The sequence below is a fragment of the Paenibacillus sp. AR247 genome, assembly GCF_002968895.1.
Classification (GTDB): domain Bacteria; phylum Bacillota; class Bacilli; order Paenibacillales; family Paenibacillaceae; genus Paenibacillus_AQ; species Paenibacillus_AQ favisporus.
On sequence record NZ_PCZT01000025.1, the window covers coordinates 54,083 to 64,375 of the forward strand.

Below are 10,293 nucleotides of genomic sequence, written 5' to 3' on the forward strand. Positions count from 1 at the left end.
ACGACCGGCTGCCCTTGGTATATCAGCGTAATCGAGCAGGAGAACGCAGGCAGGCCGATCGCATAGTTGTTCGTTCCGTCCAAAGGGTCCACCAGCCACAGCCAGTCGCTGCGCTGACCATGATCTCCCGATTCCTCGGCCCGGATCCGGTGATCTGGAAATTTGCTGCGGATATGCTCAAGGATCCGCTCCTCGGCCAAATGGTCCACCACCGTGACGAGATCGCCGTTATCCCCTTTTTGGTCAACCTTTTCCAGCTTGTCAAAATACGCCTTCGCGATGGATCCCGCTTCCTTGGCTGCGGCTATTGCCAGCTGCTTCGCCTCTTCAATGATCCTTTGATCCATATGTACTATCCACTCCTTTTGCCTAGTGTTCATATTGCTGCGCCCGCCTTCGCTCCTTCAAGAAAGAAAAAACCCTGTGCGTCAGGGTTTAATGTCAAGCATTATACTTTCCGTTTGAAAATGGCGATGACGTCCCGCGACTGTCCCTGGGATACGCTCGTGTCAAAGCACGATACCAGCTCCCAGCCCTCGTAGCCGTAGCTGTTCAGCAAATCCTCAAATTCCTCCTCGTCCACCTTGCCGCCCAAAAAGCCTCCTGTTTTATACTTCACCGTCTTGTAAGACCATTGATCCATCATTTTACGCTTCCTTTCATCGTATCGTTTGGCCGCTCACGACATGCCAATGCATATGTTTGGATTCCTGGTAGTCTCCTAAGTTAGTGACGACCTTGGCTGCTCCCGTCTGCCTCACCATGTCCGAGGCGACCTTCTTAATTACCCTTAAAACTTCGAGCAGCAGCTGTTCGGTATTCTCCTCTTCTCCGGATATCAGCGATCCTACATGAAGCTTCGGGATCACCACAACATGATGCTCATAATAAGGGCGCGTATGATGATAAGCGAGCACCCGATCCGTCTGATACACGCGGTTGACCTGCGTTTTGCCGTTTAGCACCTCGTCGCAATAAAAATCGTTCGACACGCCCCTCACCCTTTCCTTATCGCTGCTGCTTCAGCAGCTGCGAAACTTCCTCCATCCAGCGGCCTTCGGGATCCGCAATAACCGTATGCCAGCCCAATGCCCTGGCAGGGATCAAATTTTTCTCCTGATCGTCCACATAAATGCAGGGTCCTCCCCCATCGCCTAGCTGCTCGCATACGAGCTGATAAATGCGGGGATCCGGCTTGCAATACCCTGCTCTGCTGGATATGGTAAGGCTCTTCACCTGCTCCTTGACGGGTGCCAGCAGCCCGCTCAGCCATTCCTCCCGGTGGTTGCTCAGCAGGTGGGTATCCGCGTCCCTGCTCCATGTGGCAATACGCCCCAAAGCGGGGAGGGGTTGCAAATACCTCATCGTCAGCGCGCTAAGCCGTTCCATGCTCAGATCTGGTCCATGCCCGGCGAGCCAGTCCCTAAACTGCTCAATGGTGATGCCGCCTGTCCAGAACGACTCGCGAATTTCCCGGCTGAAGCTGTCTTTTAACTGACGATAGGTCGTGCTTCCGGCCATGGCAGCAGCCTCTTCCCAAAATCCAGGCGAGAGGTTCGTTGCAATGACACCGGCGACATCCAAAATAAGCTGGGGTCTGTTCATCGGCTCCTCCCCTTCCAAGCTTCCAGTCATCATCAGCTGGGATTGGTGCTGCGCAAACATTCGTCTACCCATTCATAACAGCGCTGCAGATCCTCATGGCTGACCAGGTCGGAGCGGTGCTCGAACTGAATTTTGACCTGCGGGTTTTCCTCGCGGATAACAGTTAAATAATCTCCAATCGGGGCCCATCCGTCCTCCGGACGCTGTTCCGGCAGCACCGGGTAGCGCAGCTTGACGGACGATTTCGTGTACTGAAGATTCCACAGGTGGATAACCTCCGCATACTTCGCATATTTGCGGATGACCGGCAGGGCCTGAAAGGAAGGGTCTACGTTCTGCTGCAAAAACAGCCTTCCCGTATCCAGGCACAGCCGGATGTCCGGGTACTTCCTCAGCAGTGTTTCCAGCACGTCATGCTCATAAATATAAGAATTCAGCGCATCGAATTCCAAAACCGGCGTGAAGCCGTAATCTCGGGAAGCGGCGCTAAGCCAGGCAAAAAGCTGATCGCTGCGCTCTGCAAACATTTCAAGCGAATAATCGCTATCATAGACATACTCCGTTCTGTCGGAAAAATGCCATTTGTCCCAGTTCACCCGGTCATCCAGGATGACGGGCTTAGGATAATGGAACAACACGTAATCCGGCCGTACGTTCCTTAAATAGTCGAGCTCGTTCCGGATCAGCCGGAGCGCTTCATCACGGACATGTTTGTCCGCATCCAGAAACAGGGCGTCCCGAAACAGCGACTTCCCCGCACGAAGGGGAAAATGTACGCCGATCCGGAAGCCCCGCGCTCTGGAGGCGCTCAAGAGCTTCTGCATGTCCGATTCATTTTCAAACAGACAGGCCTCGATTCCGTAAAAGCTGTCTCTGTAATCGCGCTCCATCTTTTGCTCGTCAAACGAGCCGTATTGCCCGATCAAAAATCGCTTCATCGTCATTCCTCCGGCAGCGGTGTGTAAACCATTCATATGAAAATTTAACCATTACTTCCACGTTCCGTCCAGTATTCATTGAACCCGGCCTGCACGAAAGCCTATGAATCTATCAATAGCGAATTGAAATGGATGATGGGAGCAAGTGCGTAAAATGTTCCCACGATCGGATAATCAGGGATGAATCCCCTCCTCCGTCATCCGCTGCTTAATCTCGTTCAGCGTATCCCGGGCAAAGGCCTGAAGCATCCGAGGTTCCACGCTCACTTCATCCGTCTGCCCTCCATACTGAAGAAGACACTGGCGCAGTAGCGGCTCATACGCAGGCGGAAGGGACGAGAGCCCCCATTCGCCGCCTTCCTTTTTGGAGGAAACTTCGCCTTCCCGCAAAAACCGCAAAATTCTGCACAGATTAAGCGTGTAATACACCGGCGCCTCGGCGATCTGCTCCACGGCATGCTCCACATCGGACCAGATCGACCGGATGTACATCTCTTTCTCCGGCCTGAACACGGACTGTGCGGGCTCCCCATACAGCGTTATCCCACGGTGGTAAATGACCATCATATGGGCCGCAAGATCAGGGTCTTCATAACCGCCGCATACATATTGCGCATCAGATTCATACCGCTCCCGGTGCGCCTCCGAATAATGGAATTCAAACGGTGTTGGGTGCAGCGGCTCCCCGGCGTACTGCCTGAGGATGACGCTGACTTCCATCCCGCGGTGCCCCGGCATCAGCCTGTAAAGCTCAAGAAGGCCTCGGGCGAGCCGAGTCCAAACCTCGGGGTCGAGCTTCTCTTCAATGACCGCCAGGAGATCGATATCGCTCCGGTCTTCACGGTAACACCCCATCGCCAGCGAGCCGTGCAGATATAGATATAACCCGGTCAACGGTGCTCCGAGCTCGGTAATAAAAGCTGTGTCAAACGGTCCAGCACCTGCTGCGTATTCATCACTTTCCTCCAATATAGAAAAATGGCTGCCCCCTTACCGGGAACAGCTGTCATTTCGGCACTATGACCCCTTTTTGCCTGATCCGAAAGCAATCGCATACCGATCCGGATCGACCAGCACGAAGTCCTTCCAGTCCCCCCATTCCTGATGTTCCAGCACAGGCTCCTGAATGAACTGCGCTCCTCTAGCTTTGAAATGCTCATACAATTGATCCAGTTCTTCATGCGTTTCGACATATGCGTAAGTATCCCATGGAACCATCTTGTTGTCCCCGGAGGGGTTAGGACGGACATCTTCCGCCTTTGCCGCCTGAATCAATTTGAAGCCGAGGGCAAAATCATCCCTTACCGCCCAAACGTCTGACACGTCACAGCCGAGCACATCCGCATAATAGCGCTTGGACCTCTCTAAATCCGAAACCAATCGAACCTGAACCGAAAAGTGAACTTTACTCAAATGAACATCATCCTCCGAATGGTCGATTCTCCTTCGTACGCTCAACCTCTTACTGAATTGGCCGCAAGGCTTATTGAAGAGCTCGAAGGGTTGCCCTATGAAACTGGCAGATACAGCGCTTTCAGTCTATCACAAATTTTAACAATGATACATATGATTTCCTACTCTTTCCACATCCTCGTCACCTGGCGCAGGGTCTCTCCCTCCCACTCCGTCTTGTAAATATCCGGCATGGAAGTGGATTCCCAGAAGGCGTAATCGAACCGCGGGTCAAATTCGCCCAGCATCAACGTCATAATATCGCCGTGAGTCCCAATGACAATCCGCTTTCCGGCATGCTCATCCAGCAGTCTCCGGATCACCTGGGCTGCTCTATGCCGCGCCTCCAGGCTCGACTCTCCCCCCGGAAAAGCAAAAGCGGAATCGCCGTATACCTTTTGCTTCGCTTCTTGAAACGATAAGTGCCCGATCTGCCCGATTTCCCGTTCCCTCAAATCCTCTTCTATGATGATTTCCTTGCCCGCGGAGTCGGCCGCATCCCGAATCGTTCGCACGGCTCGCTCATAGGGACTGGAAATGTACAGGTCAATGCCTTCACCCAGCAGTCTGTCCTTGACCGCAAGCGCGTCTGACAGCCCCTGACTGGACAGTCCACGTGTTCGTTCCCTGCCTTCCTCATAAGGCGATTCGGCATGCCGGACAAAATAAAGAATCGTGCTCCGCTTCAGGTGGTGTACTGAATTTGCAGTCATGAACCAGCAACCTTTCCATTTTATTGGGTTAAAAAAGAAAGCACCCGCTTCAACTTCATCATACCAGCGATTCTGCTGCTGACATATCTGAAAGTTTCACGGGTGCTTATATGAAGATAATAACAGTTTAAGCTCTTCTCGCCAGCTCGTAAGGCAGACACAGCGGGACTCCGGTCCGGGGGTCGACGAGGATGTCGGCTTCAATAGCGAAGACCTCCCGCAGCACTTCCCGGGTCATGACTTCGCCGGGTGTTCCTTCTGCCACGACCGTGCCTGATTTGATCGCCACCATATGCTGTGCATACCGTGTGGCATGGTTCAGGTCGTGAACGACCATGACGATCGTGCGGCCCTCTTCCTCATTCAGCTTCTGCAGCAGCTGCAGCACTTCCAGCTGATGCGCCATATCCAGGAAGGTCGTAGGCTCGTCGAGGAACAGAATATCAGTCTGCTGAGCCAGCGCCATGGCGATCCATGCACGCTGACGCTGGCCGCCGGACAGCTGGTCGATCGCCCGGTCCCTAAAGTCCCCAAGCCCCGTAACGTTAATGGCCCACTCGATAACCTCACGGTCCTGCGCGCTGATGCTGCCAAATCCCCGCTGATGCGGCGAACGGCCGAAGCCGATCAGCTCGGTTACGGTCAGCCCATCCGGGGCCGTGGGGGTTTGCGGCAGGATCGCGAGCTGCTTCGCCACATCCTTGGTCGGCTGGCTGTGGATCGATTTGCCGTCGAGCAGCACCGCTCCGGAGGATGGCTTCATCAAGCGGGCCATCGTTTTGAGAATCGTCGATTTGCCGGAGCCGTTGGAGCCGACCAAAGCCGTAATTTTACCCGCCGGAATGCTCAGGTTCAAATTGTTGACAATGAGCGTATCGGCGTATCCGATGTTCAGCTGCTCGGTGCCGAGCCTCGACTGGAGCTGCGGTTTATCCTCCGTGGCGATCTCTTGCTCCGGCCAAGCCAATGTGTTTTGTACCATACCGTATCATCCTTTTTTAGGGATTGTATTTCGTGGCGGGCTCGCCGCTCCGCATGCAGGGTGCCTTATGCTATGTTCAACGTTGTCGAAATGCCGTATCGTCTAACGCATGATTGCCTTTGTTGACACATTATGCGTGGAAAAGTGCAATTTATGTGTATGTATACACACTTATTATGATAATGATTCTCAATTTCATTGTAAAGAGTTTTTTCCCTTTTCTCCGTCTTATCTCACGAAAAAAGGACAATGGAACACATGGTCCCATTGTCCAAATATTGCATATGGCTTAATTACTCAAAATGTCCTTCAGTTCCATTAAGTCGGTGATCGAATAATCCGTCTCACAGCTCGTGTTTTCGGCAGCCGCCTTCATCCATACCGCCTTCATCCCGACCTTCCGGCTGGCCTCGACATCGTTAAACGGGATGATCCCCGACAAACNCAGCCTCCTCCGGCTGGAAGCTCCAGCCTGTCCAAAGCCCTACGGAAAATACCGGGTCCGGCTTGCGGAGCCCTTCCAGCTCGGAAATGAGAATGGCGTCAAAAATCATCGATCTTCGTCAAATCAAAGGGAAGTTCGCGCCGGCTGCCATCAGCATAACGGAGCCGAAGCTCGGACCGCTCATCCAGCCTGCACACCGTAATCTCGGCAACGCCGCCTGGCTCTGGAGCCTGGACACGGTAGTGCCCTGCCCAATCATCCGGCATGGAAGACAAAGCAGAAGGTACCCGGTGCTCAGCGTCTTCCTGCATTCGCGCGATCCGCCGCAGAAGCAGCGGGTACGCTTCGGAGCTGACTTGTTGCGATCGATCTATCCGGTCCACGATATGCTCATAGATGAGGTCCAGCAGCTGCGGCAGCTGCTTTTTCATATGGCTCATGCCGGAAGAGACTGCAATAACAATGCCGTGCTTCGGAGCAACAAAGCAGAGCTGTCCGAACCCGCCGTTTCCCATATAGCATCCCTTCCGGCACCGGAAAAACTGGTAGCCATACCCTTCCGAAAAATCGGCCCTCGTCTCATTGCGGCGGTTATCGCTCTGCTCCGCGGTGGCTAACCGGATGTATTCCGCCGATACGATTCTCCGGCCGCCATACACGCCCTCGTTCAGCAGCATCTGACCGAACTTTGCCACGCCGTCGATGGGAATGCTCAGCCCCATGCCGCCTGCGGCCACTCCCATCGGGCAGGTTTCCCAATCCACCAAGCCAATACCAAGCGGCTCGAACAATCTCGGTTTTACATATTCGACGAGGCCCATGCCGGTCGCTCTTTCCAGAATGGCGGCAACCATATAGGTCGCATGGGTGTTGTACACGTAATGGCTTCCCGGCGGATGCTCCGGCGCCAAGGATAAGAACGTTTGGGCCCAGTCTGGCCCGGATTCCATCACCCGGCCGTAGATGTTGTCATGATGTCCTGTATTCATCGAGAGCAGATGGTGGATGGTCATCTGTGATAAGTAGGGCGGGACGTCACCGGCAAGCTTATCGGGAAAATACGAAACGACCGGATCCGTCAGCCGGAAATATCCTTCGTCCCCGGCAATTCCCGCCGCAATGGAAGTGAAGCTCTTGCTGAGCGAAAATAATAACGTGGGTGCCTCTTCCCGATATGGCTGACGGTTGAAACGGGCCGTAACTTTTCCATTCTGAAGCAGCATCAAACGGTTGACCTGAAGCTCCAGTTCCTCGATCCGTTCTAAGAACCGAAGTACATCGCCGGACGACAGGCCGTGGCTTTCCGGCTGTGCGGTTTCCAGTTCCAATCGTACACCTCCAACATTCCTTTTTTATTGAAGTTCCTTAATAAAAAAGAGATTCAGATCATCGTCCACCCGGACCATCTCGCCCGGCACGACTGGCTGGTTCTTATACACGATGCCGTTGCCATCGGGGATGTAACCTCTGCGGCAGTAAATGCGCTGTGCCTTGCCGTAGTCCTTGAACAAGCCCACACCGATGCCGATCCGCTTGCCCTTGCGGCTTACGATCGATTCAAACTCCTCCAGGATCCGGTTACCGATTCCTTGGCGCTGGAAGACAGGGAACACATTGAGATCATTCACTTCCGGAATGCCCTGCTCTTGGAAAGGGGGGTAGTCCGATTCGTATTTCAGATGACATACCCCGGCGACCTGGTCATCTGCATAGGCGATGATCGTTTCACGGACACCCGCTGCGTTTTCAGCGAGACACTTATCGTAGTACTCATCGGGGCGAAAGATGTCCTGTTCGGTAAAAGCCTGCTTCCACTGCTGCTTTAATTCCTCTGAAGTGAGCAAAGTCAGCGTGATTTTCATTTACAGTACCTCCATATCGAATATTTTTTTGTCCCCATGTTCCGCGGCTCTCTTATAAAAGTTAATGTTCACTTACTTTAGCATTGATGATTAAAGAGATTCGCGATTATAATATGTATAAATATGCCACGGCTTGATAGTAGAGAGGGGAACTGCCATGCGATCCGCTGAAGTCCATAATTACGACTTTGCCTTTAGGCAGGCCGCGATCGGCATGGCCCTTATCGCGCCTGACGGAGCCTTCCTAGAGGTCAACCCCGCTTTATGCACCCTCCTCGGTTATACTCCTGACCATTTCACTTTGCCGGATCTTCTTCCTGCGATTCAGGAACTGTCCCGCGACATCGTTAAGTGCGGGGAGTGGCTGCAATCCATGAAACGGGATCAGCACCGGATCGACCAGCATTACTATCATCCTTCAGGACAACGGTTATCCCTTGATATCCGCATCTCCTTGATTCGAAATGAGGCCGGGAAACCTGAGATTTACTTCACCCAATTCGAAAACAGGACCCAGATGATGCAAATGGAAACCCGGCTGCATTATACCGAAACCCATCTGCACGAGCGGGAGGATTCCTTCATGCAGCTGCTGGATGGCCTCCCCCTGTCCGTGCTGATTACAAACCACGGCCAGATTCAGTATGCCAATCCTGCCGGACTCAGGCTCATTCATGCAGACAGCCTTGAAGCCGTAATCGGCATGTCAACGGACGATTTGGTCGACTCCGCCGACCACGAAATTCTGGCCGAGCGCAAGCAGCGGCACTACAACAACAGGCCCATCGGCTCAGTACGCTACCGCATCCGCTGTCTCAATGGACAGCTGAGGCATGTGGAAGGATTTTCACTGAAGATTACCTATCAAAAAAAGCGGTGCGTCATCGGGATCTTTAAAGATATCTCCGACCAGAAGCTTGAGGAAGACCGGCTCATGCAGTCCGAGAAGCTATCGACGGCAGGGCAGCTTGCCGCTGGCATCGCTCACGAAATCCGCAATCCGCTGACCGCCATTTTCGGCTTTTTGAAGCTCCTCCGCACCTCCAGCCAAAACAACGACCAGTACTTTGCGATCATGGAATCCGAGCTGAAGCGGATCGAATTTATCGTCAATGAGCTGCTGGTGCTGTCCAAACCCCAGGTTTCACATGCGAGCAAGCCAATGGACATTTTGCCGCTGCTGGACCAGGTGATTACACTGATGAACGGCCAGGCTGCATTAAAAAATATCGAGATCGTTTCCGCCTTCTCCGAACCTTCCATCTGGATTGCCGGCGAGGCCAACCAGCTGAAACAGGTCTTCATCAACCTGCTCAAAAATGCGATGGAAGCCATGCCGGAAGGCGGCATCATCCGGATCCATGCTCTCTCCCGGAACAACGAGGCCTTCATCAGCGTTCAGGACGAAGGCTGCGGCATGACAGCGGAGCAGATCCAGGCGCTGGGCAAGCCCTTTTTCACGACCAAGGAATCTGGCACCGGTCTTGGGTTTATGATTACACACAACATCATCCATAATCACGGCGGGAACATATCGGTCCAGAGCGCTCTCCAGGAGGGCACTACGTTTACCGTAACGCTCCCCGTTATTTCCGAACCGGAGGCAGCCTCATCATAACAAGCCTGATCCGGTGATCAGCCGATAATTGTAAGTTTCACATCCTGGGACCAAAAAAAGGACGGTACTCCCGCGTTATGCTCCTATGTATTGGAGGAATACAGCAGAATGCCGTCCCTCCGGCTCCAGCCCGATTTGGCCCAAAAATAATTGCCGATCTCATTCTCCTCGATCACCATGATATGGCACTTGGCGATGCCCTCTTCCCGGAGCTTATCCAGCCCGGCTTTCGCCAGTTTTTGCCCGATGGCGCGGCCCCTGCAGGCCGGATCGACCGCAACGTGGTAGATATACCCCCTTCGGCCGTCATGGCCGCACAGAATGGTGCCGATCACCCGATCACCCTCGGTGGCGACAAAGCTCATGCCCGGGTTCCGAACCAGGTACCGGTGTATCGATTCTTTCGAATCGGCGTCGCTCAGCGCCATCCCTTCCGTATTGCCCCACAGCTCCATGCATTGTTCGTAATCCTCAATCAACAGCTCTCGCAGTGTTTCCATGATGTTAGTTTCCTCCAGTCTGTCTATGTCCCGGCCTCCGCCCGCTCTACCGACTCCGGACCGAGAATCTGCCTAAAGTGGTGCCGCATATGCTCCAGGTAATCGTTCACCAGCCAATCCAGCGTCGCTTCACCGCCGCCGGGAAGAATGCAGGTTTTGCCGTAATCCTCCGCGGTCA

The 10,293-nt window shown here is 53.7% G+C and carries 14 protein-coding genes; 1 reads left to right on the forward strand and 13 read right to left on the reverse strand.

Annotated elements, in window-relative coordinates:
- The 12 genes from CPT76_RS32850 to CPT76_RS32900 form a co-directional block, all read right to left on the reverse strand.
- A partial coding sequence (locus CPT76_RS32850) for an inositol monophosphatase family protein (RefSeq protein ID WP_308737713.1) occupies positions 1 to 347 on the reverse strand: 347 nt, incomplete at its 3' end.
- A gap of 101 nt (positions 348 to 448) precedes the next feature.
- Complete coding sequence (locus CPT76_RS32855; RefSeq protein WP_105446059.1) at positions 449 to 643, reverse strand: DUF4177 domain-containing protein; 195 nt, start codon at positions 641 to 643, stop codon at positions 449 to 451.
- A gap of 16 nt (positions 644 to 659) precedes the next feature.
- A complete protein-coding gene (locus CPT76_RS32860) occupies positions 660 to 992 on the reverse strand; it encodes an HIT family protein (RefSeq protein WP_105445879.1) in 333 nt (110 codons plus the stop codon).
- A 16-nt stretch (positions 993 to 1,008) separates the two neighbouring features.
- Positions 1,009 to 1,605 (reverse strand): HAD family hydrolase, encoded by a 597-nt coding sequence (locus CPT76_RS32865; protein WP_181153210.1) that lies wholly within the window; start codon positions 1,603 to 1,605, stop codon positions 1,009 to 1,011.
- A 32-nt stretch (positions 1,606 to 1,637) separates the two neighbouring features.
- The gene (locus tag CPT76_RS32870) at positions 1,638 to 2,543 is read right to left on the reverse strand and encodes a sugar phosphate isomerase/epimerase (RefSeq protein WP_105445881.1); all 906 of its coding nucleotides are present in this window, start codon (positions 2,541 to 2,543) and stop codon (positions 1,638 to 1,640) included.
- Positions 2,544 to 2,717: 174 nt separating this feature from the next.
- The gene (locus CPT76_RS32875; protein ID WP_258169038.1) at positions 2,718 to 3,512 is read right to left on the reverse strand and encodes an aminoglycoside adenylyltransferase domain-containing protein; all 795 of its coding nucleotides are present in this window, start codon (positions 3,510 to 3,512) and stop codon (positions 2,718 to 2,720) included.
- 48 nt (positions 3,513 to 3,560) lie between these two features.
- A complete protein-coding gene (locus CPT76_RS32880; protein WP_105445882.1) occupies positions 3,561 to 3,956 on the reverse strand; it encodes a VOC family protein in 396 nt (131 codons plus the stop codon).
- Positions 3,957 to 4,117: 161 nt separating this feature from the next.
- Positions 4,118 to 4,708, reverse strand: coding sequence for a histidine phosphatase family protein (locus CPT76_RS32885; protein WP_105445883.1), 591 nt, complete (start codon positions 4,706 to 4,708; stop codon positions 4,118 to 4,120).
- 127 nt (positions 4,709 to 4,835) lie between these two features.
- Positions 4,836 to 5,690, reverse strand: a complete 855-nt coding sequence (locus CPT76_RS32890) for an ABC transporter ATP-binding protein (RefSeq protein ID WP_105445884.1) — start codon at positions 5,688 to 5,690, stop codon at positions 4,836 to 4,838.
- A 289-nt stretch (positions 5,691 to 5,979) separates the two neighbouring features.
- Positions 5,980 to 6,132: a hypothetical protein gene (locus CPT76_RS38110; RefSeq protein WP_181153211.1), complete on the reverse strand. Its 153-nt coding sequence runs from the start codon at positions 6,130 to 6,132 to the stop codon at positions 5,980 to 5,982.
- 101 nt (positions 6,133 to 6,233) lie between these two features.
- On the reverse strand, positions 6,234 to 7,463 hold the full coding sequence (locus CPT76_RS32895) for a serine hydrolase domain-containing protein (protein ID WP_105445885.1): 1,230 nt from the start codon (positions 7,461 to 7,463) through the stop codon (positions 6,234 to 6,236).
- A gap of 24 nt (positions 7,464 to 7,487) precedes the next feature.
- A complete protein-coding gene (locus tag CPT76_RS32900; protein WP_105445886.1) occupies positions 7,488 to 7,997 on the reverse strand; it encodes a GNAT family N-acetyltransferase in 510 nt (169 codons plus the stop codon).
- 157 nt (positions 7,998 to 8,154) lie between these two features.
- Here CPT76_RS32900 and CPT76_RS32905 point away from each other — a divergent pair, with 157 nt between their 5' ends.
- A complete protein-coding gene (locus CPT76_RS32905) occupies positions 8,155 to 9,615 on the forward strand; it encodes a PAS domain-containing sensor histidine kinase (RefSeq protein WP_105445887.1) in 1,461 nt (486 codons plus the stop codon).
- 83 nt (positions 9,616 to 9,698) lie between these two features.
- Here CPT76_RS32905 and CPT76_RS32910 read toward each other — a convergent pair whose 3' ends face one another.
- Positions 9,699 to 10,115 (reverse strand): GNAT family N-acetyltransferase, encoded by a 417-nt coding sequence (locus CPT76_RS32910; RefSeq protein WP_105445888.1) that lies wholly within the window; start codon positions 10,113 to 10,115, stop codon positions 9,699 to 9,701.
- Positions 10,116 to 10,293: the final 178 nt, after the last annotated feature.